General features: G+C 66.1%; 21 protein-coding genes and 1 pseudogene. 13 read left to right on the plus strand and 9 right to left on the minus strand.

The features are described from left to right. Positions 1 to 28: 28 nt before the first annotated feature. Both JWN03_RS13380 and JWN03_RS13385 read right to left on the minus strand, forming a co-directional pair. On the minus strand, positions 29 to 205 hold the full coding sequence (locus JWN03_RS13380) for a DJ-1/PfpI family protein (RefSeq protein WP_366914394.1): 177 nt from the start codon (positions 203 to 205) through the stop codon (positions 29 to 31). A gap of 58 nt (positions 206 to 263) precedes the next feature. Continuing rightward, entirely contained in the window at positions 264 to 731 is a 468-nt protein-coding gene (locus tag JWN03_RS13385) for a hypothetical protein (RefSeq protein ID WP_297614281.1), read from the minus strand. 254 nt (positions 732 to 985) lie between these two features. Here JWN03_RS13385 and JWN03_RS13390 point away from each other — a divergent pair, with 254 nt between their 5' ends. Continuing rightward, a complete protein-coding gene (locus JWN03_RS13390) occupies positions 986 to 1,141 on the plus strand; it encodes a DUF6131 family protein (protein ID WP_297614243.1) in 156 nt (51 codons plus the stop codon). Between the two features lie 94 nt (positions 1,142 to 1,235). Next, on the plus strand, positions 1,236 to 2,756 hold the full coding sequence (locus JWN03_RS13395) for an FAD-dependent oxidoreductase (protein WP_297614245.1): 1,521 nt from the start codon (positions 1,236 to 1,238) through the stop codon (positions 2,754 to 2,756). A 23-nt stretch (positions 2,757 to 2,779) separates the two neighbouring features. Here JWN03_RS13395 and JWN03_RS13400 read toward each other — a convergent pair whose 3' ends face one another. Then, on the minus strand, positions 2,780 to 3,259 hold the full coding sequence (locus JWN03_RS13400) for a hypothetical protein (RefSeq protein WP_297614247.1): 480 nt from the start codon (positions 3,257 to 3,259) through the stop codon (positions 2,780 to 2,782). 128 nt (positions 3,260 to 3,387) lie between these two features. Here JWN03_RS13400 and JWN03_RS13405 point away from each other — a divergent pair, with 128 nt between their 5' ends. Next, complete coding sequence (locus tag JWN03_RS13405; protein ID WP_297614249.1) at positions 3,388 to 3,612, plus strand: DUF6374 family protein; 225 nt, start codon at positions 3,388 to 3,390, stop codon at positions 3,610 to 3,612. An 18-nt stretch (positions 3,613 to 3,630) separates the two neighbouring features. Here the strand turns inward: JWN03_RS13405 and JWN03_RS13410 are convergent, their stop codons facing one another. Further along, complete coding sequence (locus JWN03_RS13410; RefSeq protein WP_297614251.1) at positions 3,631 to 4,533, minus strand: LysR family transcriptional regulator; 903 nt, start codon at positions 4,531 to 4,533, stop codon at positions 3,631 to 3,633. A gap of 36 nt (positions 4,534 to 4,569) precedes the next feature. Then, positions 4,570 to 5,373 (minus strand): SDR family oxidoreductase, encoded by an 804-nt coding sequence (locus JWN03_RS13415; protein WP_297614253.1) that lies wholly within the window; start codon positions 5,371 to 5,373, stop codon positions 4,570 to 4,572. A 153-nt stretch (positions 5,374 to 5,526) separates the two neighbouring features. Between JWN03_RS13415 and JWN03_RS13420 the strand changes: the two genes are divergently transcribed. The 10 genes from JWN03_RS13420 to JWN03_RS13465 all read left to right on the plus strand — a co-directional run bounded on the left by JWN03_RS13420 (position 5,527) and on the right by JWN03_RS13465 (position 15,386). After that, the gene (locus JWN03_RS13420; protein ID WP_297614255.1) at positions 5,527 to 6,873 is read left to right on the plus strand and encodes a cytochrome P450; all 1,347 of its coding nucleotides are present in this window, start codon (positions 5,527 to 5,529) and stop codon (positions 6,871 to 6,873) included. Between the two features lie 48 nt (positions 6,874 to 6,921). After that, positions 6,922 to 7,779, plus strand: a complete 858-nt coding sequence (locus JWN03_RS13425; RefSeq protein ID WP_297614257.1) for an SDR family NAD(P)-dependent oxidoreductase — start codon at positions 6,922 to 6,924, stop codon at positions 7,777 to 7,779. Then, positions 7,776 to 9,296, plus strand: a complete 1,521-nt coding sequence (locus tag JWN03_RS13430) for a flavin-containing monooxygenase (RefSeq protein WP_297614259.1) — start codon at positions 7,776 to 7,778, stop codon at positions 9,294 to 9,296. The genes JWN03_RS13425 and JWN03_RS13430 overlap by 4 nt, the downstream gene beginning before the upstream one ends. 22 nt (positions 9,297 to 9,318) lie before the next feature. Continuing rightward, positions 9,319 to 9,945, plus strand: a complete 627-nt coding sequence (locus JWN03_RS13435; RefSeq protein ID WP_297614261.1) for a TetR/AcrR family transcriptional regulator — start codon at positions 9,319 to 9,321, stop codon at positions 9,943 to 9,945. Between the two features lie 222 nt (positions 9,946 to 10,167). Then, positions 10,168 to 11,178, plus strand: coding sequence for an LLM class flavin-dependent oxidoreductase (locus JWN03_RS13440; protein ID WP_297614263.1), 1,011 nt, complete (start codon positions 10,168 to 10,170; stop codon positions 11,176 to 11,178). 124 nt (positions 11,179 to 11,302) lie between these two features. After that, positions 11,303 to 11,815, plus strand: coding sequence for a PRC-barrel domain-containing protein (locus JWN03_RS13445; RefSeq protein WP_297614265.1), 513 nt, complete (start codon positions 11,303 to 11,305; stop codon positions 11,813 to 11,815). Between the two features lie 52 nt (positions 11,816 to 11,867). Continuing rightward, positions 11,868 to 12,128 carry a hypothetical protein gene (locus JWN03_RS13450; RefSeq protein WP_297614267.1) on the plus strand — a complete coding sequence of 87 codons (261 nt, stop codon included), beginning with the start codon at positions 11,868 to 11,870 and terminating at the stop codon, positions 12,126 to 12,128. A 37-nt stretch (positions 12,129 to 12,165) separates the two neighbouring features. Next, the gene (locus JWN03_RS13455; protein WP_297614269.1) at positions 12,166 to 13,152 is read left to right on the plus strand and encodes an LGFP repeat-containing protein; all 987 of its coding nucleotides are present in this window, start codon (positions 12,166 to 12,168) and stop codon (positions 13,150 to 13,152) included. Positions 13,153 to 13,312: 160 nt separating this feature from the next. Next, on the plus strand, positions 13,313 to 13,819 hold the full coding sequence (locus tag JWN03_RS13460) for a hypothetical protein (RefSeq protein WP_297614271.1): 507 nt from the start codon (positions 13,313 to 13,315) through the stop codon (positions 13,817 to 13,819). 1 nt (position 13,820) lies between these two features. Further along, positions 13,821 to 15,386 (plus strand): MFS transporter, encoded by a 1,566-nt coding sequence (locus JWN03_RS13465; RefSeq protein WP_297614273.1) that lies wholly within the window; start codon positions 13,821 to 13,823, stop codon positions 15,384 to 15,386. Positions 15,387 to 15,421: 35 nt separating this feature from the next. Here the strand turns inward: JWN03_RS13465 and JWN03_RS13470 are convergent. The 4 genes and pseudogenes from JWN03_RS13470 to JWN03_RS13485 form a co-directional block, all read right to left on the minus strand. Further along, positions 15,422 to 16,586 (minus strand): annotated as a pseudogene (locus tag JWN03_RS13470) (DoxX family protein). A 283-nt stretch (positions 16,587 to 16,869) separates the two neighbouring features. Further along, positions 16,870 to 18,939: an ArnT family glycosyltransferase gene (locus JWN03_RS13475; protein ID WP_297614275.1), complete on the minus strand. Its 2,070-nt coding sequence runs from the start codon at positions 18,937 to 18,939 to the stop codon at positions 16,870 to 16,872. Between the two features lie 78 nt (positions 18,940 to 19,017). Beyond that, complete coding sequence (locus tag JWN03_RS13480) at positions 19,018 to 20,565, minus strand: sensor histidine kinase (RefSeq protein WP_297614277.1); 1,548 nt, start codon at positions 20,563 to 20,565, stop codon at positions 19,018 to 19,020. Continuing rightward, entirely contained in the window at positions 20,543 to 21,247 is a 705-nt protein-coding gene (locus JWN03_RS13485) for a response regulator transcription factor (RefSeq protein WP_297614279.1), read from the minus strand. Before JWN03_RS13485 ends, JWN03_RS13480 begins: the two co-directional genes overlap by 23 nt. Positions 21,248 to 21,654: the final 407 nt, after the last annotated feature.

Consider the following 21,654-nt stretch of genomic DNA (forward strand, 5'->3'; position numbering starts at 1 on the left):
ACAGGCGAATACGGGGTGTGATCGACCATTAATCGGCGTTCGGATTGATGGTCAGGTCGATGGCGTTCGTGAAGTCCGGCAGATCCCCCGGGTTGCGCGAGGTGATGAGAATCCAACCGTCTTCGGGTGAGAGCACAACAGGCCGATCGACCCAGGCGCCCTCGGCATTGACGATATCGGTGCGCAGCAACGGATACGAGGTCAACGTCTTACCCGGGGATCTGCGGCCTACCCGGATAGTCGCGTCGCAAACGATGCCGAGGTCACCGGCGCCGGGGAATCTCGTGGAATCCGGCGGGCGTCTCGATGTGGCTCGAGCCGCCGCTGTGCCGGGTACGACCCGAGTGCGGAGCCGAGTAGATAGGCGAGGCGAACTGGATTTCAGCTTGACGACCCCCGGTGACCACGGTGACTTCGCGCTCAGGTCCACGCCATTCGCAGATCCACAGCCTGCCGATGACCACCACGCCCGGCCGGCTCTGATCGTCCAAGGTGACCTGTACATCGTTACCGGTGTACTCGCCCCACACCGCCCACCACTTCGCCTGGGGTTCCTGCGGAATCGGACCCGAGGCGCCGACGGCCATATCATTGTGGCCCAGCCAAGTTCGCCACGGCGGCGGCACCCCCACATCCGCATGGCCGGACGGGCGAATACGGAAGTGCTGATCGGTCGGCCGCCACTCCACTCGCAGCCCGGATACCGGTAACACCATCTCATCGAACTGCATCTGTAGCTCCCATCGGTCGGGTCCGAATGGTCGTCATCGGAATTGCCGAAAGATGCCTGCGCCGCAACGGTATCGGCTACCGGTGCGGCGGCAACAGCATCACGGTCTCAACCCTTGACTACCCATACGCCCTGTTATGAAACCGTGATACCGAACGAATTTTCATTGCCTCGCCCCGTTTAGGGGGAATCGTTCCGGCTATAGCAACGTCAGCGCCGGGTCGCCCGGCGCGCCGTCCATCTCAAGGAAGTGTCATGATCATTCTCGGTCTGGTCCTGCTCCTTGCCGGCATTCTGCTCGGCTTCCCGCTTTTGACGACCATCGGCGTTGTACTACTCGTCGCCGGCGCCGTGCTCATGGTGCTGGGTTCGACGGGACGCGCAGTAGGTGGTCGGAGCCACTACTACTGAGTCGATTTCCACAACAGTTCACATCGGGGCCGGGCAGCGACGCTGCCCGGCCCCGTGACTGTTTCGCGACGCTGTGACGGGATATACCCGAACCATGACATCGCTATGGCTGGACGACGCCCAAGTCCCGGCCCGGCTACGGCTCACGCCCGGCGCCCGCTTCGATACCGTCGTGATCGGCGGCGGTATCACCGGATTGGCGACGGCCCTACTGCTCGCCGAGAGCGGTGTGGAGGTGGCGGTACTGGAAGGCCGCCGGGTCGGGGCGGGCACCACCGGAGCGTCGACCGGAAAGGTCAGTCTGCTGCAGGGAACTCGCGCACAGCGGATCCGCGGGCGGCACGGTGACGGCGCGCTGCGCGACTATATCGACGCCAATCGCGCTGGGCAGCAATGGCTGATGCGGTACTGCGAGGAGCGGACGGTGCCGGTACAGCGAGAGGCGGCACTGACCTACGCGCAGAGCAGGGCCGAAACTGCCGCTGTGCGTGCGGAATTCGATGCGACACGAGCGGCAGGACTGCCGGTCACCCACCTCGACGACGTGGACGTGCCGTTTCCGGCCTACAGTGCGGTACGGCTCGAGGATCAGGCACAGCTGGACCCGATGGCGCTACTGGCCGCGCTCGCGGTCGATATCGAGGGGCATGCCGCCTCCATCTTCGAATCCACCCTCGCCCGAAATGTGCGAGCGGGCAAGAACAATGACCTGATCATCGAGACCGAGCACGGCGATCTGATCGCCCGGACAGTCGTAATCGCCACAGGCACACCGATACTCGATCGCGGCGGCTTCTTCACCCGGCTCACCGCACAGCGTTCGTATCTGACCGCCTTCGCGGTGAGCGAACCGGTTCCGCACGAGATGTACCTCAGTGCAGGCACTCCCACCCGGTCACTGCGCTACGCACCGTCACCGGAAGGGGACGTGCTGCTCGTCGGCGGCAACGACCACACTGTCGGACGGGAATCGTCGCCGCGGCTGCGGGCCCAGGAGCTGATCGAATGGACCCGGACATGGTGTCCCACAGCCGAACCGCTGCACTCCTGGTCCGCCCAGGACTACCTACCCGTCGACGAACTGCCCTATGTCGGAACTCTGCTGCCGGGCCGCGATCGCATTCTGGTGGCCACCGGCTACGCCAAATGGGGACTGACCAACGGGGTAGCGGCGGCACTGGCCATCGCGGGCCGCGTCACCGGCAAACCACCCGCCTGGGCACACACCTTCGCCAGCTGGCGCCCCTCCCAGCTGCGGTCACTTCCCGCCGGCGCCACCTCCAATATGACTGTCGCACACAGGATGCTGTCCGGTTGGCGGCGAGCCATCGGCTCCGCCCCGGGCGCATTGCCCGCAGAGGGCTGCGGCCGAGTCGAACGCCACGGCCTCATTCCCACCGCGGTCTGCACAGTGGACGGGCAAACCACCGAGGTATCGGCGATCTGCCCACATCTGGGCGGCATCCTGGCATGGAACGATGCCGAACGCTCCTGGGACTGCCCGCTACACGGCTCCCGTTTCACTCCGGTCGGCACCCCGATCGAAGGACCCGCAACCAGTGGTCTCCAACAGTTCCTGCAGCCGTACCCCAGCTCCCAGTTCACGCGGCTGTGAGCGGCCCGCCGACAAAAGATGATCTAGGACCGGTTCAGCCCGGGATCCGCGGGTATCCGAATCTCATGACCGATACAGAGACCGTCCCACCGATCCCGCCTCCGGATCCGATCCCCACAACCCCGGTCCCCTCCCCTGTTCCGCCCCAGCCGAATCCGGTGCCGGCCCCGCCGACCCCGCCCGCCCCTGCGCCGTACGACCCGCCGCACCCGGTCCCGGACCCCGGCGACCCGAAGCCGCTGCCGGAAATCGGATAGCCACTGGCCGCGGGTGCCCAGCAGGCGGTCCAGGAACTCGGCGACCGCGCTTTCCCCGGCACCGAGCGCAGTGCCGGGGTCACCGGCGCGGGCGATCATCAAGGCCACCTCATTGGTAGCGGCCAGCACGATGTGCGCGAACGTGTCCACGTGACGCCGGTCGATGGCGCCCGACTCGGCCGCGTAGGTGAGGGCAATTCTGATCTCCCCCAGACTGTTCTGCTCGTCGATTTCTCGCCACCGCACTACGTCACCACTGGGCCACCCACCCGTGACATCCGCCCGATCCGGAACGCGGCGCTCCGCTCAGCATGACGTCGGGCCCAGGGGTCTCGTATCGAAACTTTGTTCGACTCGAGGTAGTCTGCCCGACCGTGCCAGAACTCGACCCGACCGTCTTCGCTCACCTGCAGATCAGCGAGGTGCGTCGGCGGCTGCTCAAGGCCGCGGTGTTCGGCAAGCACCTCACACCCGACCAGCTGGAACACATGGCCGAACAGCTGGCCGAGGGACTGCGCCTCTACGCCCTCGCCGACACGCATTGCATCCGGCGGCACAGCAATTCTCCGCTACGCGATGATTCGAGAACGCAGCGATAAACCTCCGGTAGACGGCCGCTATTGCGGGTTCGCGGATGCCCGCGCGGCGGCAACCAGTGTGTCGACCAGGTCCCGGGGTATGGATGGGGGCCACACGACGGCGAGGGGCGTCGGGGCGATATCGACGACGGGGATCAGGGTGACGCCCGGGCACAGGGCCCATTCGGCCATCTGGCGGGGTGCGAACCAGACGCCGCGGCCTCGGCGTAGTTGGGCTTGGCAGTCCTCCAGGGTCGGCACCACCGGACCTCGGACTGCGGGACGGCCGTCGGGGCGCGGGTCGACAATGCGGTGGCTCAGTGCCTCCGGTGAGGCGAACGCGTCGACTATGACCACCGGATCGTCCGCGAGATCGGCGAGAGTGAGCGAGGTGCGGTCCGCCAGTCGATGGTCTTCCGCGAGCAGGACGACGCGGGGGTCGTCTCGGATCGGCTCGTTCAGCAATCCGGGGTCGCCGGTCGGCAGCCAGAGGATCGCCGCGTCCGAGGTGCCCGCGTGCAGGCGTTGCATGGCCTCGATCGGGCGTAGTGCCGTGGCGACCTCGATTTCGATGCCGGGATCGGCGGCTTCCATTGTCTTGGCGACCTCCACCGCGAACAGCGTGATCGTGTAGGCGGCCGACACCACTCGCAGCCGCCGCACCGAACTCGCGACGGTGGCGCGGACCCGTCGCGCCAGCGCGCCGAGATCCACCAGCAGATCGGGTGCACCGGAAGCCAATTCCGCACCGGCCGCCGTCAGGGTGATGCCCCGCGAGGTCCGTACGAGCAGCGTCACCCCGAGCGCACGTTCCAGCTGCTGGATGTGAGCCGACAAACTTTGCTGCGTAATATGCTGAGTGGCAGCAGCTTTGGTGATGCTGGAGGCGCTGGCCACGGCTAGGAACGAACGCAGGTGCCGCAGGTCGATATTGTCGATCACCTGTCGACAATATCGATCCGCGAGCCGTGATTCGAGTCAGAACATGGCGCCGTTCGCGCGCACCGTCTGCCCGGACACCCAGCCGGCCGAATCGCTGATCAACCAACCGACCACCGGCGCAACGTCTTCGGGAAGGCCGAGCCGCCCCCGCGGGCTGTGCTCAGAAGCGGCGGCCATCGATTCGGGTGTTTCGGCGCCGCGGTAGAACGAGTCGTCGATCGGGCCGGGAGCAACAGCATTGACGGTGACGCCACGGCTGCCGATCTCTTTGGCGAGCGCGAGCACCATGCGCTCGACGGCGGCCTTGGACCCGGAGTAGAGGCCGTACGGGCCGGTCATCACCGAGGTCAGCGTCGTGGACAGCACGACGTAGCGGCCACCGTCCGCAATGTGGCGCGCGGTGGCGCGCAGGGTATTGAACGCACTGCGGGTATTGAGATCGATGAGGTGATCGAAGTCCGCGTCGGTGAAATCCGCGAGCGGCTTCTTGATCACGGCGCCGGGGGTGTGCACCACGATATCGAGGTGGCCGTGGCGCGCGACCACCCCTTCGAACAGGGCATTGACATCGTCGGAGCGGCGCGCATCGGAGCGCACGGCCTCCACGACCACGCCGTGCTTCTCCAGTGCCGTGAGCGTCTCCTTCGCGGCGGCATCGTCGTTCGTATAGCTGATCACGGTGGTGGCGCCGCGGGCGGCGATGTTATCGGCGAAAGCCGCGCCCTGGTTGCGGGTACCGCCGATCACCAGGGCCACTTTGCCTTCGAGGTCACGAGTCGCGAGAGCAGTAATCGTCTTGTCCTTCCACTGGTTTCGGGCCGGAATCAGGCCCCTCACCATCGTGGCCAGCACAGCGACAACGCGGAAACAGAAAGAATCGATGACCGCCACAGGCGATGCCTGTGCCCGGCGCGAACGTGACCCTTGCCACTTCTGGTACGTGAATGTACCGTCATTTTGGTACATCGGAGTACCAACGCAGGGAGTTGGCGTATGACCACCGTCAGAATGCCCGAGGGACCGACCACGCCGGGCTTCGTACAGGGCTTGAAAATCTTGACCGGGCGAACCCGCGCATGGCGGGGCATGCACGAGCGCTACGGCTCGGCGTTCACCGTGCACTTGCCGAGATTCGGTCGGACAGTGGTGCTTTCGGAGCCGGCGGAGGTGAAGGCGCTGTTCACCGCGAGCACGGATCTGGTCGACAATATCGACGTCAACCTCGGGCAGTTCCTCGGCCCCGGATCGCTGTTCTCCCTCGTCGGCGAGGAGCACCGCAAACAGCGCAAGTTGCTCGCACCACCGTTCCACGGCCGCCGCCTGGCGGTGTACGAGACGCTCATCGAAGAGGAAGCCGTCCGCGAGATGGCTTCCTGGCAGTCGGACCGTGAGTTCGCGACCATGGACCCGATGATGCGGATCACGCTCAATGTGATCCTGCGCGCGGTGTTCGGCGCCGAGGGCGCGGAATTCGACCAATTACGTGAACTGCTACCGAAATTGGTGCTCGTCGGATCGGCGCTGGCGGCGCTGCCGGTACCGCGCAAGTTCCTCGGGCAATACGGTCCGTGGGCTCGATTCGCGGCCCACCGCCGCAGGTACGACGAGATTGTCGGACGGCTCATCGAGCGCGCGGCGGCAGCCGATGACCTCGCCGAGCGCGACGACGTACTCGCGATGCTGCTGCAGGCCCGCTACGACGACGGCTCCGCGATGAGTCACAGCGATATCGCCGACGAACTGCTGACGCTGCTCACCGCGGGTCACGAGACCACGGCGACTACGCTGGCCTGGACGGTCGAGCGCCTGCGCAGGCACCCGGAGTTATTGCGCCGCTTGGTATCCGAAATCGACGAGGGCGGCTCGGCGCTGCTCGAAGCCACACTGCTGGAAGTTCAGCGGGTCCGCCCGGTTATCGACTCAACCGGACGCAAAGTGCGTGCGGACACGCTGCAACTGGGCCGGTGGACGCTGCCGAAGGGTCAGAACATCGTGGTCAGCATTCGGCTGATGCACGATAACGAGGAGCTCTTCCCGAATGCCCGCGCCTTCGATCCGGATCGCTTCGTCGGGTTGCGGCCCGGGACGTTCAGCTGGATTCCGTTCGGTGGTGGCGCCCGCCGGTGCATCGGCGCGGCGTTCGCCACCATGGAGATGAATATCGTCTTGCGTACGCTGCTGCGGGATTTCACCCTCGAGCCGACCGATGCGCCCGACGAACGTACGCACTTCCGCGGTGTCGCGCTGGTACCGGCGAAGAAGGGCCGCGCCGTGGTGCGCCGCCGCACTCCTGCCGCCACCGCACCCTCGACAGCACAGGCGACTCAGGTGACGGTGTGACCGAACTCCGCCACGCCCACATCCGCACACACGAATTCAGGAGCATCGATGCCCCGAGCAGCTAGACCACTGTCCGGCCACCCCGTCATGATCACCGGCGCCGCCTCCGGAATAGGCCGCGGCCTCGCCCAATTGCTCTCCCGCCGTGGATCACCCGTGGCAATCGCCGATATCGATGAGACGGGTCTGAAGCAGACCGCCGACGGACTACAGGGTCCGTTCCTGCTGCGGGTGCTCGATGTGCGCGATGCCAACGACCAGCGCGCCTTCGCCGATGAGGTCCGCGACTGGCTGACCACCCCACTGGCGGCGGTGTTCAACAATGCCGGTGTGGCGGTGTCGTCTTCGGTGCTCGACTCGGTCCCCGAGGACGACGAATGGCTGCGCCGCATCAACTTCGACGGCGTGGTGAACGGCACCCGCGCATTCCTGCCATTACTGGTCGAACAGGATCGCGGCGTCATCGTCAATACCTCCAGCGTGTTCGGACTGGTCGGCATGCCCTACCAAAGCGCCTACTGTGCCGCTAAATTCGCGGTCCGTGGCTTCACGGACGCTCTGCGCCAGGAACTTCGGGGCACCGGCGTCTCCGCGGTGAACGTGCATCCGGGCGGCATCACCACGAATATCGCCCGCAATGCGCGGGTCCGCAAGGATCCGGAAGGCCGCGGCCGCAGCCGCGAGCAGATGGCCGCGGAATTCGAGGCTATCACCCTCACCTCACCGGAGAAAGCCGCCGAAATCATCTGCCGTGGAGTCGAACACGGCAAGGCGCGCATTCTTGTCGGCCCCGACGCCTACGTCTTCGACGCGCTCGCGCGGGTGTCCCCCACCCACTACTACGACATTATCTCGGTGCTCGAGCGGCGGCTGCGCACCCGTGGCAAGGCGGAGGTGAACGCATGACCGACCACGTCGATGTGCTGATCGTCGGCGCCGGGCTGTCCGGAATCGGCGCGGCCCACCATGTGCAGTCGGCGTTTCCCGAACGGACCTATGCGATTCTCGAGGCCCGCGAGGAGATCGGCGGCACCTGGGATCTGTTCCGCTATCCCGGCGTGCGATCGGATTCCGATATGGCCACTCTCGGTTACCGTTTCCGGCCGTGGACCGCGGCCGAGGCGATCGCCGACGGGCCATCGATCCTGCGCTACATTCGCGATACCGCGGCCGATGCCGGCATCGATCGCCGAATCCGGTTCGGGCATCGTGTGATTCGCGCATCCTGGTCCTCGTCCGAGGCACGCTGGACGGTACAGGTCGAGCATGACGGCACAACCTCCACGCTGACCTGTCAGTTCCTGTATGTGTGCAGCGGCTACTACCGCTACGACCAGGGCTACACCCCTGATTTCGCTGGCGCACAAGAGTTCCGGGGCACGATCGTGCATCCGCAGCAGTGGCCGGCGGACTTGGACTACGCGGGTAAACGCGTCGTCGTCATCGGCAGCGGGGCCACCGCGGTCACCATGGTTCCCGCCATGGCCGAGACGGCAGTCCATGTGACGATGCTGCAGCGGTCACCGACCTACATCCTGTCCGCTCCCACCGAGGACGTCGTAGCGACCAGGCTCCGGGCGCTGCTCGGGCCGCGACGCGCCTACGCGATCACCCGGTGGAAGAACGTCGCGATCAGCACGCTGATCTATCAGCTCAGTCAGCGGCGGCCGGAGATGATGCGGAAGTTCATTCGCACCCAGACCGTCAAACAGCTGCCCGAGGGCTACGACGTCGACACCCATTTCAACCCGGTCTACGGTCCGTGGGATCAGCGGCTGTGCCTGGTTCCCGATGCGGACCTGTTCCGATCGCTGCGCGCAGGTGACGCTTCGGTGGTGACCGACCATATCGACCGATTCACCCCGAACGGAATTCGCCTGAAGTCCGGCGCCGAGCTACCGGCGGACATCGTGGTGACCGCGACGGGTCTGCGACTGCTCGCTCTCGGCGCGATAGAGCTCGTGGTCGACGGGCGCGCGATCACGCCGCCGGAAACCATGGCGTACAAGGGAATGATGCTCGGCGGCGTGCCCAATTTCGCCTTCACCCTCGGCTATACCAATGCGTCGTGGACATTGAAGGCCGATCTGGTCGGGGAATTCGTCTGCCGTCTGCTGCGGCATATGGACACCAATGGCTACGACCAGTGCACACCGTGGCCCGACCCGTCCATTGCCGAAACTCCGCTGCTGGACTTCCAGGCCGGATATGTCTTGCGGGCCCTCGACCAATTCCCCAAGGCCGGTTCCCGGGCGCCATGGCGACTCGGCATGAATTACGCCCAGGACGTCCTCACCCTCCGGCACGGCCGGATCGAGGACGGCGTCGTCCGATTCACGACCCGGTCTGCCGCTGCCGCACTACCGCGCGCGGTCACCGACTTCGCACCCGATGATCGCGATCCGGAACAGGTGACGGCCTGAGGAGGTAGCTAATCTGACTCTCGTGACACGCGCCGAGCTCGCCCCCACCGCCGCCGAGGCCACGCCGGAATCCGGATTCCGCCGGCGTCTCCTGGACGCGATGGCCGAGGCCGTCCGCGCACGCGGCTACCGGGATGCGACGGTGGCCGACGTGGTCCGCAATGCCCGCACTTCCCGCCGCACCTTCTATGAGCATTTCACCAGCAAGCAGGACTGCTTCATCGCCCTGCTGACCGAGCGGAACAACGACACGATCCAGCAGATCTACGAGGCGGTCGATACGAATGCGTCTTGGCGTACCCAGGTACGCCAAGCCATCGAAGCCTGGATCCACGCCTCGCAGGCCGATACCACCATCACTCTCGCCTGGATTCGCGATACCCCGTCCCTCGGCGAGAGCGCGCGCGAGCTGCACCACGCCGCCGCGGAAGCCTTCATAGAACTCATCCAGAACCTCACCACCACACCGGAATTCGAGCAGCCCAACCTCCACCCGCCTTCCCGCCAAATGGCGACCATCCTCTACGGCGGCTTCCGCGAACTCATCGCCTCCACCGTCGAGGAAGGGCGCGATATCACCGAGATCATCGATATCGCGGTGGACACCGCCCTGGCCCTCGTCGGCCCCCGCTACACACCCGGTAGTTGAGACCCTTTCTCGCATTGGACAATCCGACGATCGTCAGTCCCGGGCACAAGATCGGCTGGCAATGCGCTCTCCACCCCGTGGAAAGCACGGTGATTCAAATTCCAGCCGCGCCGGATTGGGTTCGCGGTGATCGCAATCCTGTTCGGCCGCAGTTCGATACGATTGGATGCCTCGTATGACGACGCAGCGGTGGGCCGAAATCGTAGCGGGCGAGCAGATCTCGTGACGGTACAGATCAGCAATCTGTCGTTCCTGACCCCGGGCAATTATCTCGACGACGATCCTTACAGCGGGCTGGAGGACACGCTCCAGCTGTTCGAATACGGCGAGCGGCTCGGGTTCGGCGGCGCCTGGATCCGGCAGCGGCATCTCGAACACGGTGTCGGGTCGGCGGCGGTTTTCCTGGCCGCGGCCGCGCAGCGCACCAGCCGAATCGAGTTGGGGACGGCCGTGATTCCCATCGGCTACGAGAGCCCGTTCCGGCTGGCCGAGGATCTGTCGCTGGCCGATGTGCTGTCCCAGGGCCGGCTGCAACCGGGCTTCAGCGCGGGCACGCCGCCGCATGCGGACCTGATCGGGAGCCTGGTCTTCGATGGTGACTGGCACACCTACGACCTGTCCCACGGCCGGATCGAGCGACTGATCGACAACCTCCGCGGCGACTACCTGGGCGAGGCGGATGCGGTGATCCACTCCCCCGGCAATACGCAGCGTCCCCGATTGCAACCGCACAGTCCCGGCCTGGTCGACCGGCTCTGGTACGGCGGCGGCAGCGGCCGCTCGGTGCGCTGGGCCGGGAAGAACGGGCTCAACCTGCTCAGCGGCAATATCGTGTCCGGCGAGCACACCGACGACTTCGGTACCGCGCAGCTGACCTTGATCGAGGAGTACCGCCGGCTTGTCGATCCGGCCCGCCCGGCCCGGGTCGCGGTGGGGCGGGTGATCGTTCCGCTCGACAGCGCCGACCGGGCCACCCGCGAGCGCTATCGGCAGTACGCGGCTTCCCGGCACGAGCGGACCCTCGCCCCGCAGGGCGAGCGGCGCATCCTGTTCGCCCCGGATCTGGTCGGCGCCTCGGAGCAGATCGTCGAGCAGTTGCGGGCCGATCCGGTGCTGGCCCACACCTCTGAGCTGCGCCTCGAACTGCCCTACGAGTTCCATCGCGACGATTACGAGCAGATCCTGCACGATGCCCGCGAGCTGATAGCTCCGGCCCTGGGCTTGCCTGATTGATCGTCATCGGGTTGGGTATGAGCTAAGTCGCAGCAAGTTTTGAGCAGATCATTTCCCGAACCACGGTGTTCATGCACCGCATTTCTACCGGTGCCATGACCACTATCGACACCGAGGAGAGATCGTGGCGAAAACAACGCTGGATTCATTGATCGGTTGCATGATGTACGACAATGCCGGTGAGCAGGTCGGCCGCATCGAGAATTTCTATATGGACGATGACTCGGGTGCGCCGACCTGGGCGGTGGTTGCCACCGGAATGTTCGGCGAACACGCGCTGGTGCCACTCGCCGACGCCGAATATCGGGCCGCCGACAACACGCTGCGGGTGCGGGCCGCGAAGGCTCAGGTCGATTCCGCACCCCAACTCGAGCACGACGGCCGTATCGACCCACGCGCCGAACAGGAGTTGCTCGCGCATTACGGCGCCGATCGGCGGCGGGCAGCCGCGGACAATGCGGGCCGCAGCCGGATTCAGCCCGGATCCGATGCACCGATGACCCATGGACCAGGCGATCCGAACGCCGTGCTGCGCGAGCAGGAGCGGCTGATGATGGGCAATGAGCACACAGTCGCGGACACCGTTCGCACCGAACGTCGCGGCCCCGGAAGGCTTGGGACAGGCCAGGATTCATAGCACGGTAGGCGACTCCCCCTCATCCACCAGGATTCACCCACCAGGAGGAAAAATGGAATGGCTACTGGGTCTGCTCGGCGGCGTGATCGGAGGTGGGATCGGCGGTGCGAAGAGCCCCTTCGGTCCCGCTGTGAGCGGTGGCGCCGGAGCGATCGGCGGCGGCATCACCGGAGCGATCATCCAGGCCGCCACCGGTAGTGGATTGGACTTCGGTCAGATCCTCGCGCAGGTCGGCGGCGGCGGTGTCGTGGGCGCTGTTGTCGCCGCGGTCATCGGGTTCGCGACAAAACCGAAGGCCAGCAATATCCGCTGATGTCGATTCTCGGACGACTCTCGTGAGGAGCTCTTCGATGAAACGCTGGAAAGGATCCATCGCTAGGACGGCTGCGGCGCTCGGCTTGTTCGCCGCAGCGGGCGCCGGTGTTCTGCTCGCCCCGACCGCGTCGGCGCAGCCGGCCGGTGCGGACGCCGCGATCAGCGCGCACTACACCGACAAGGGCGGCGCTTCCTCGCCGCTCGGTGAAAAGGTCGGCGCGGTATACGCATTCGGGCCGGACGGTGCGGCGCAGGACTACGCCGGCGGAAAGATCGTCTACTCACCGGAGACCGGCGCGAAGGTGATGTACGGCGCGATCCTGGACAAGTATCTCGCCCTCGGCGGAGCCGATGCGGGCATCGGCTATCCGACCAATGACGAATCCGACGCACCGGTGGCGGGCACCGCCCGCTTCAGCGAATTCTCCGCGCCGGAGGGAGCGACCATCGAGTGGAGTCCACAGAACGGCGCCTGGATGGTCCGGGGACCCATTCGGACCGCGTGGTCACATCTGCACGCGACCGATGGAACGCTCGGCGCTCCGGCGAGTGACACCACGCTCGCGAACGGTGTCTACAGCCAGACCTTCCACGGGCAGAACGGCACTCCGGTCGATATTCGCTGGAGTCAGGCGGACGGCTTCGTCACCGTCCCGCCCGAGATCGCCACTCAGCTCAGCGGCCTCGATGTCTCGGCGCCGGGTGCTCCTCCGGGGGCATCGGTGAACGCTCCGGAGCAGTCCTCCGGGACCACCGCGGACACCAGCTCGAGCAGCAGCTCCAATACGAAATGGTGGGCGTTGCCCATCGGTCTCGTAATCGCCGCTGCGGCAGGCGGTCTCGCCACCATGGTCACCCGCGGCGGACGCGGCGGCGGCAGTGCGACTCCGCCGCTCGCCTCGACCGGGGATCCCCGAACGAGGGCTCCGGCCATGGCGGGCGCGGGCGCGATGGCGGGCACCGCGCACGGATCTCATCTCGCAACACCGCGCGAACGTGAGCGCGGTTTCGGCATAGCCTGACAACCTGCGGAGGCGGAGTGCCCGGTAACGGGCGCTCCGCCTCCGCCATGTCCGGGGTACGTGGGCCGCTTCGCCGCGAATACGTGCCCGTCGGTCGGTACGGGCGCGTAATCTTGATTTCTGATCATCCATGCCGGTCTGTCGCTGAGGAGGACAAGGCATGTCGAATCGTATTCTCTTGTCGAAATCCCTTGTGGTCTGCGCTCTTACCGGGGCGGTACTCGCCGGGTGCAGCGTCTCGGCCAAGGAACCGGAGACCGCCCACCCGACGGTTACCGTGCCCGGTACCGATGCCACGCTGACACAGGCTGTTACGGACGCCTATCAACGATTCTTCGACGGGTCGACGCCCGCCGATCAGAAGATCGCCGTACTGGAGAACGGGCAGAGTTTCGCGGATACCATTCGGGCGCAGGTGGATTCGCCGATCGCCAAGGGGACCAAGGCGACCGTGTCGAGTGTGACCGCCGCCGGGGCCGATAAGGCGAATGTGGTGTACACCGTTTCGTTGAACGGCACGCCCGCCCTGCCGGATCAGCCAGGCAATGCGGTGCGGACGGACGGGACATGGAAGGTGTCGGCCGCGACGTTCTGTGCGCTGCTGACGCTCGAAATGCAGGGTAAACCACCTGCACCCTGCACCGCGTCGACCACACCGACCAGCTGATATGCGCGCCACCGGGACAATGGCGGCCGGTGCGGCGCGACGGCCGGGTATCGCACTGGCGACCGTCACCGCGGTGCTGTTCGTGACCTTTCTCGACACCACCGTTGTCAGCGTCACGCTCGGCGATATCCAATCGGATCTGCATGCGGGCGTGGTGTCGCTGCAGTGGGTGGTGAACGCCTACACGCTGGTATTCGCGAGCCTCATGCTGACGGCCGGATCGCTGGGCGACCGCTGGGGACGCAAGCGGGTGATGATCGCGGGCTTGGCGGTTTTCGCCGCGGGGTCGGTGATTTCGGCGGTCGCGACCGGGGTGACGGTGCTCATCGTGGGCCGCGCGGTCATGGGATTGGGTGCGGCGGCCTCCGAGCCCGGCACGCTGTCGGTCATCCGGCACATATTTCCCGAGCGCGGCGAACGCGCTCGCGCGCTGGGTGCGTGGGCTGCGGTCTCCGGACTTGCGCTGGCGCTGGGACCGGTGATCGGTGGCGTACTGGTCGGGGCCTACGGTTGGCGGTCGGTGTTCTGGTTCAACCTCGCCGTCGGCGTGATGGTGCTGGTGGCCGCGCTGCGCTACGTTCCGGAATCGGCCGATCCGCAACCCGGTCCGGTCGATCTGGCCGGATTCGTCTCGGGCACAGCCTTTCTCGGCTGCGTGATCTACGCTGGCATCTCGGGTGAGGAGGTCGGGTACGGCGCCGCGTCGGTGGTGGCGCTGTTCGTGATCGGCGGTATCGGACTGCTGGTATTCGTGTTCGCCGAGACGCGGGCGCGCAATCCCATGTTCGATTTCCACTATCTGAAACGGCCGATGGTGCGCAGCGCTCTGATCGTGGCGTTCGCCGTTTACTTCGGGATCTTCTCGATCTTCTTCTTCACCGCGCTGTATCTCCAAGAGGTGTCGGGGTATTCGGGCTGGCGCACGGCGGCCGTATTCGCGCCCATGGCCGTCGCCATTATCGTGGGCGCCCTGTTCGCGGGCTTCTGGGTGGCGCTGCGCGGGTCGCGCACACCGATGATCACCGGCTGCGTACTCGGTGCGGCCGGAATCCTGCTGACCCGCCAAATATTAGGTGTGACACCGCAATTCGTGCCGCTCATGCTATCGCTCACGCTCGCCGGGCTGGGCTTCGGAATTGCGGTGGTGCCTTTGACCGCTGCGGTGCTGTCGGGGGTGCCAGCAGAGCATTCGGGAATGGCGGCAGCCGCCACCAACACCATGCGTCAGGTCGGCGCGGTAGTGGGTGTGGCCGCGCTGGGCTCGTTGGTGAATTCGTTCCTCAATGCCGACTTGGTGGACCGTCTGAACCAGCTGGGCATTCCCGCGAACTTCCAGTCGATCGTGATCGATGCCATCAAGACCGGTCAGGTGCCGTCCGGTGGCGATTCCTCCGCCTCGGCGGCCTACGGGCCGATTGTGGATCAGGTCATCACCGCGACGTACGCCGCGTTCCACCGGGGTCTCGAAGTGGCCCTGCTGGTTTCGGCGATCATGATCCTGGTCGCCGCGGTCGTCACCGCGGTCTCCTCGCGCGGCGACCGCTCCGGATACGAGTACGAGACGTAGCGAACTAGCCCGGGATACACGGAACCCGAAGTCGCTCAACGGTTGTAGGACTGTTCCTTGACCCAGCTGAAACCGCGGTCCACCAGCGGGAAGGACTTCGGGTCGAGCTGGGTGAACCGGGCGTGGATGCGGTGGCCGGCATAGTCGTCGGCGTCGATGATCAGTTGGCCGGGGCCGGGCCACCAGTAGGTGAGGTGGACCCGGACCGGGGTTTCCACGTAGGTGCCCAGGGCGATGCGATTGTGCAGGTCGATGAAGTGACGCTTCGGGTCGATGGTGCCGCCGTACTCCTCGAAAGAGTCGTCCATGTGCTGGATGGTGAGTACCACCGGATCGGAAACGTGGAAGGGGCGGTCGACAACAACTCGGCGCCAGCGCAATTGGTCGGTGAGCAGTGGGTCACGGGCATAACCCTCCGAGGAGAAGCCGTCCACCTGGTAGATGCCGTACAGCTCGGGCGTGGGGTGCGGCCCGGTCGGAGAACAGTACCGCCAGTACCCGGCGGGCACGGGGTGCGAGCAGGAAGAGACTCAACAGCAGGAACTGTGACGACACCGTCTTCAGACGGATGTCGTACGTCATGTTCAGCAGGAACACCTGCGTCATATCCACCGCGCACAGCAGCGCACCCGCCGCCGTGGCACGCGGCACCAGCAGCAGTACTCCGGCCAGCAATTCCGCTCCGCCGAGCAGGATTTCATACGGCTGCGACACGCTGACCTGCGACCACAGCACGCCCTCCGGACTGAAATCGCCGAAGGGCTCCACCAATCGGTTCAGCACGAACGGCATCTGCGTCGGAATCGCCTTGGCCATACCGAAATAGAACATCGCGATCGCGAGCACGAGCCGCAGATACAGCTGAGCCCACGCGAACACGCGGGTGTACCGCGGCCGCCGCCGATCCAGCACCGACCACACCGCCGTGGCCACCGCGGCGACCACCATCAGGAGAAACAGTGCGGTCCACTGGAATGCGCTGTCGCTGCCCACCTGGACGCTGACCACGTGCAAGCCCAGCACATGGGTAGCGGTCCACTCGATCGGCGGGCGCGCGAGGTGCAAGACATTCAGCACCGAGGTCCATCCCGACCGGATACCCAAGCCCGCCAACAGGATCGGGAGAAGCCCGAGCACACCCGCCAAACCGAACATGCCGAAATAGCAGACACCGAACCGAAACCCTATGCGGGTCAACAGATGCCAGGGTTCTTCGTCGGATCCACCGTCGCCCTGCGGTACCGGATCTCCCCTCGAAGCGTCCGGTTTCGCCGCAGCAGTTTCGACCTCGACCTCGGCCACATCTTCCGGCGTTCGCGGACTCTGCACCGCGACAGACGCGCCGAACCCATCGGTATCCGCCACCGGCGCCTCCACCCTCGAGCAACACTGCGCCACGACGGTAGCGGCGGAAGCTTAAGAAGGACCCAGTGGTTCGCTTAAGAAGTTGCAGCCGGAGCCGGTTACCTTCCCCAGTCCCCTTTCAGGATGTGAGCGGATGCGTGAGGTCGTAGACCGCTGTGCCGCCGATGGTTTCGGCGGTGTAGTGGGCTTTGACCCACGCCGTGATTGCACTGGCGCTGCCCGATCCACCGCCGGGACCACCCATGCCGGTACCGGCAATGAAGTAGCTGACTTCACCGTCGGTGACGTACTGCTGGAACTGAGACAGCGTCGGTGAGTTGTCGCTGCCGGTGAAGCCACCGACCGCCATGATCGAGGTGCCGGTGGCCAATTCGAGACTGCCTGCCGATTGCGAGCCCACTGTCGCGGCGGCCCAGCGTGTGCCGGTGTTCTTCACCAACTGCTGCAGTTCGGTGTTCGTCGCGGTGGAACCGCCGGGTCCACCGCCGCCACGGCCGGTTGCCGGATCGCTGATGGAACTCTCAGCAGGCGCGGTGCCGGGGGGTGTTGTGCTGGACACTGATTCACCGGCTCGAGCACCATCGGGCGCCCCGCTACCAGGTCCGCCGCCCATGCCGTTGCCGGGGACAACCGGGCCGGAGGTCGGTATGGATCCGGTGTGTGCGGTCGCTGCGGTTTCGATGGCGTATGCGGTCGTCCCGGCCAGCCCGAACAGGAGTCCGGCGATGGCGACAACAGCGGTGAATTTGCCGAGCTGATGTGCACCGACGGCGACGATCGCCGCGATCACTATCGAGCCGATCAGCACGATCCAGCGCAGCGGCGGGTACCAGTCCGGTGTGCGGTCGAGCAGGATGAAGTTCCAGATGCCGGTGGTGGCGGCCATCGCGGCGAGTGCGATACGCGCGGTGCGGACTTGGCGCCCACGCCACAGCTCGACCACCGAGAGTCCGATCAGCGCGGCGATCGCGGGTGCGAGGGCGACCGTGTAGTACGGGTGAATGGTGCCCTGCATATAGCTGAATACGACTCCGGTCACGAGAAGCCAACCGCCCCAGAGCAATAGAGCGGCACGGGAGCGTCCGGTGCGAGGCGTGCGCCGGGTGAACCACAGGCCCCCGACGAGACCGATCAGGGCGGCGGGCAGCAGCCAGGAGATTTCGGTGCCCATCGAATCGCCGAACAAGCGGGTGATTCCGGTGCTGCCACCGAAACCGGTGTTGCCACCGCCTCCGCCTCCGCCTCCGCCTCCACCGTTGCCGTCCCCGCCCAGGACACGGCCGAGACCGTTGTAGCCCAAGGCCAATTCGAGCAAGCTGTTATCGGTCGATCCGCCGATATAGGGGCGGGAAGCGCTGGGCCACAGGCTCACCAGAGCGACGAACCAACCACCCGAGACCACCATGGCCGCGAACGCGCCCAGCAGTTTCACGATTCGATGCCGGAAGCCGATCGGCGCGGCCACCAGGAAAACCAGTCCCAGCGCGGGCAGTACCAGGAACGCCTGCATCATTTTGGTGAGGAATCCGAAACCTACTGCCACACCGGCCAATGCGAGCCACCGTCCGCTACCGTTCTCGGTGGCGCGAACCGTGCAGTATGCCGCCACAACCAGCAGCAGCACCAGCAGTGCGTCGGGGTTGTTGAACCGGAACATCAGTGCGGCAACAGGAGTCACCGCCAGCGCCACACCCGCCAGCAGCCCGGCCGCCGGACCGCTCCAACGCCGCACCGCGCTGTACACCAATCCGACCGACGCCACACCCATCAGCGCTTGCGGCAGCAGCATCGAGAACGAGCTGAACCCGAACAACCTGCCCGACAAGCCCATGACCCACAGCGATGCCGGTGGTTTGTCAACGGTGATGGCATTACCCGCGTCCAGCGAACCGAACAGCAGCGCCTTCCAGCTCTGTGTGCCCGCCTGGACCGCGGCCGCGTAGAAGTCGTTGGCCCATCCTGATTTGCTCAACCCCCACAGATAGAGGACCGCGGTGGCGACCGGCAGTGTCCACAAGCTCGGACGCACCCCCCGGCCCTGGTCGGGCGGGCCGAACAGCAAACGGGTGAATCGGCCCGTCGGCCCGCGACCAGCTGCGGTGTCCGGCCGACCCGGTTCTCGATCAGCGTCGGCAGATTCCCTACCGGAGGTTGTATGGGCGGAAGCGCCCAGCAAAGGTGTGGTCATACCTCGATACTCACGGCCCGATGTGGTTGTCACCTATGCCGTAACTGTGAGCCGGCTATGTGGTCGGCCGCCGCGCACTCACGTCGGGACGGCACTCCCGACGCCGGGGAGCCGGACGGTGAATTCGGTCCGCCCGGGAGCACTGTCCACGGAGATCACTCCGCCGTGCGCTTTGATCACCGCGGCAACGATCGCCAGCCCGAGGCCGCTGCTGCCCGCGCGCCGCGAACGCGATGAGTCGCCGCGTGCGAAACGCTCGAAAACCTCCGGCTGCAAGGCTTCCGGGATGCCCGGCCCGTCGTCGGTCACCCGCCACACCGCTCCCCCGTCGCCGTCGAAGTCCAGCGCGGTGGTCACCGTGGTGCCCGGGCCGGTGTGAGTGCGGGCGTTGGCCAGTAGATTGGCCAGCACCTGATGCAGGCGGGCCGCGTCACCGGTGATCACCACCGGCTCATCGGGCAGATCCAGATCCCACCGGTGATCGCGACCGGCGATATGCGCGTCACTGACCGCGTCCACCGTGAGCTGGGTCAGATCCACCGGCTCATGCTCGAGCCCACGGCCGGAATCCAGTCGCGCCAGCAACAGCATGTCCTCCACGAGCGCGGTCATCCGCCGGGATTCGGACTCCACCCGGCTCATCGCATTGGCCACATCGCCGGGGACCTCGGCCCGTTTGCGTTGCGCCAGTTCGGCATAGCCGCGAATGGCAGCGAGGGGGGTGCGCAGTTCATGGCTGGCATCGGCGAGGAACTGGCGGACTCGGGTCTCGCTGTCATGGCGGGCCGAGAGCGCACCGGTGATGTGATCGAGCATCCGGTTGACCGCCGAGCCGAGCTGGCCGACCTCGGTGCGCGGGTCGGCATCCGCGACCGGAACCCGCACGGGCAGAGCGACTTCCCCGCGATCCAATTGCAGATCGGCCACCCGGGAGGCGGTCGCCGCGACCCGATCCAGGGGCGCGAGCGCGTGCCGGATGAGCCAGATACCCACCGTGATCGCGATGATCAGCACGATCACCGTGACGATCAGCAGGATCAGCAGCACCCGCATGAGGATCGCGTCGATGGAGGCCGACGGCAGGCCGGTGATGACCGTCTCGCCGTCCCACGTCTTGTCCGCGATCAGCCGATAGCGGCCCTGACCGGCGAGATCCACGGTGACCGGTCCGCCAGCGGTCGGCACCGAGGCCAGCTGTTGTTGCGCGGTCTCCGACAGGGCTGTCTGCGTGCCGTCGGCGCCGATCTTGCCCGCGGCCGTGATTTTCTCCCCATCGAGGATCGCGCCGACCGCGCCGGGTTGAATACCGCCCCGGTCCAGGAAGCTCGGTCCCGGGCCTGCGGTCCCCGACTGTGGGTGCGGTGGCGGCGTCGGCCGCCCGTCCGGCCGGGGTCCGAGGCTGGGGCCGCCACCCGCGTCACCGAGTGAGCGCTTCTGCACGCCGATCAACTCGGTATCGAGCTGGTGCACCAGAAACTGTTGCAGCGCAAGCTCGGTCGCGGCGCCGATCCCGACGACCACGATCACCAGCAACAGCACCTGGCCGACCAGAAGCCGGGCGCGCAGCGACCAACGGCGCGGCGGTCGCGCGCCGCGCGGCACCTCAGCCTGCCGGTTTGAGGACATATCCGGAACCGCGCAACGTGTGGATCATCGGCTCGTGTCCGCTGTCGATCTTCTTGCGCAGGTAGTAAATATACAGCTCGACGATGTTGGATCGGCCGCCGAAGTCGTAGCTCCACACCCGATCCAGGATCTGCGCCTTGCTCAATACCCGCCTGGGGTTGCGCATGAAGAAGCGCAGCAGCTCGAACTCGGTGGAGGTCAACGTGATCGACTCGCCGGCCCGGGTGACCTCGTGGCTGTCCTCGTCCAGGACCAGGTCGCCGACCACGATCTGAGCGCCGCTGTCGGCGGTGGTGACGCCGGTGCGGCGCAGCAGTGCGCGCAGCCGCAACACCACCTCTTCGATGCTGAAGGGTTTGGTGACATAGTCGTCGCCGCCTGCGGTCAGCCCCGCGATGCGATCCTCGACCGAATCTTTCGCGGTCAAGAGCAGCACCGGCAGCTGCGGGAACTGGGCGCGCAATTTGCCGAGCACCTCGAGTCCGGTCATATCGGGCAGCATCACATCCAGCACGACCACATCCGGGCGGGTCTCTCGCGCCTTGGCGACCGCCGTGCGCCCATCACCCGCGGTCGCGACGTCCCAGCCCTCGTACCGCAGCGCCATCGACACCATCTCGGCGAGCACCGGCTCGTCGTCTACCACGAGCACGGTGATAGCACTGCCGTCGGCACGGCGCATGACGACTCGTTCGGCCGGACTGTTTCCAGTGGTCATCGCGGACATTGTCCCACCTTGAACCCGAACGCTTGGGTGTTGCTGTGCCGTGTCTATGTGCCAGCTGTGAACTGATCGATTCACAGCTGGCGCATAGCCGCGACCCACGACGGACAAATATTCGGCAACAACGATTGCCGTATCAGCTCGCACACCGGGCCGACGATCTCGAATCGAGATCCGACAACAGGAGGAATCTGCATGAGGATCAAGTCGAAACTGGCCAAGGCCGCGGTCGCGGGCACGCTGGCGCTCGGCGTGCTCGGCGCGGGCGCGGGTATCGCGAACGCCGCGCCGGGACCCGACCAACAGCAGCAGGCTCCGCAGCAGCAACAGGATCCGCAGCGCAACGATCAGCAGCGTAACGATCA

It is taken from the genome of Nocardia sp. (assembly GCF_025465275.1).
In the GTDB taxonomy this organism is placed as follows: Bacteria; Actinomycetota; Actinomycetes; order Mycobacteriales; family Mycobacteriaceae; genus Nocardia.

Bases quoted from the DNA above. Each gene is read 5' to 3' on its own strand.
- JWN03_RS13385 (WP_297614281.1), bottom strand. From the start codon at position 731: ATGCAGTTCGATGAGATGGTGTTACCGGTATCCGGGCTGCGAGTGGAG.
- JWN03_RS13390 (WP_297614243.1), top strand. From the start codon at position 986: ATGATCATTCTCGGTCTGGTCCTGCTCCTTGCCGGCATTCTGCTCGGC.
- JWN03_RS13395 (WP_297614245.1), top strand. From the start codon at position 1,236: ATGACATCGCTATGGCTGGACGACGCCCAAGTCCCGGCCCGGCTACGG.
- JWN03_RS13415 (WP_297614253.1), bottom strand. From the start codon at position 5,373: ATGGTGAGGGGCCTGATTCCGGCCCGAAACCAGTGGAAGGACAAGACG.
- JWN03_RS13420 (WP_297614255.1), top strand. From the start codon at position 5,527: ATGACCACCGTCAGAATGCCCGAGGGACCGACCACGCCGGGCTTCGTA.
- JWN03_RS13425 (WP_297614257.1), top strand. From the start codon at position 6,922: ATGCCCCGAGCAGCTAGACCACTGTCCGGCCACCCCGTCATGATCACC.
- JWN03_RS13430 (WP_297614259.1), top strand. From the start codon at position 7,776: ATGACCGACCACGTCGATGTGCTGATCGTCGGCGCCGGGCTGTCCGGA.
- JWN03_RS13450 (WP_297614267.1), top strand. From the start codon at position 11,868: ATGGAATGGCTACTGGGTCTGCTCGGCGGCGTGATCGGAGGTGGGATC.
- JWN03_RS13455 (WP_297614269.1), top strand. From the start codon at position 12,166: ATGAAACGCTGGAAAGGATCCATCGCTAGGACGGCTGCGGCGCTCGGC.
- JWN03_RS13460 (WP_297614271.1), top strand. From the start codon at position 13,313: ATGTCGAATCGTATTCTCTTGTCGAAATCCCTTGTGGTCTGCGCTCTT.
- JWN03_RS13465 (WP_297614273.1), top strand. From the start codon at position 13,821: ATGCGCGCCACCGGGACAATGGCGGCCGGTGCGGCGCGACGGCCGGGT.
- JWN03_RS13475 (WP_297614275.1), bottom strand. From the start codon at position 18,939: ATGACCACACCTTTGCTGGGCGCTTCCGCCCATACAACCTCCGGTAGG.
- JWN03_RS13480 (WP_297614277.1), bottom strand. From the start codon at position 20,565: ATGTCCTCAAACCGGCAGGCTGAGGTGCCGCGCGGCGCGCGACCGCCG.
- JWN03_RS13485 (WP_297614279.1), bottom strand. From the start codon at position 21,247: ATGCGCCGTGCCGACGGCAGTGCTATCACCGTGCTCGTGGTAGACGAC.